Raw genomic sequence first — 578 nt, forward strand, 5'->3', positions numbered from 1 at the left:
GATGTCTCAGGCAACACAACAGTTTATATCAAAAGCGATTCAGGAGATGAAAGTAGTGTAGTAAATGCTGCTGATCCTTCAAATATAGGTGGCCTCTCGCTCATTCAAGTTTCTGGAAAAGCAAAGGAAGACTCTTTCAAACTGGCAAATGGCTATACCACCAGAAATCGTTTGCCTTATAAATATACGCTAACGGCCTATGGACCAGAGTCAAGCAATGGTAAAGCTGATGTTGTGCAAAACCTGTTTGATGAAAAGAATGAAGACTTCTGGGATTTCCGCTTACACAAAGAAATTCTTGAATCGGGTTCTGGTTCTGGTTCAAAACCTGATCCTGAAACAAATATCCCTGCCGTTGTACCACAAACAGCAAGCTATTTGGTTATGCCAAATGCTCTCTTCAGTACAGGATTAACGGATATGGCTAAACAAAACGCGCTCTTAGCCAATATCAGAACATCCGTCTTAGGAAAAGAAGAAGAGAAACAAACAGGTTTCTTCTTATACACCTATGGAAGCACAGGAACCTTATCTTCTGAGCGTGGTCCTCTCAAATATGGTTATGGTGCTGATATTCG

At 41.0% G+C, this 578-nt stretch carries 1 pseudogene; it reads left to right on the plus strand.

Features of this window, described 5'->3' with window-relative positions:
• Window positions 1-578 (plus strand): annotated as a pseudogene (locus tag ACFINF_RS09525) (autotransporter outer membrane beta-barrel domain-containing protein); the annotation flags it as partial.

Source organism: Bartonella sp. TS25HLJMH, from assembly GCF_042193505.1.
In the GTDB taxonomy this organism is placed as follows: domain Bacteria; phylum Pseudomonadota; class Alphaproteobacteria; order Rhizobiales; family Rhizobiaceae; genus Bartonella; species Bartonella grahamii.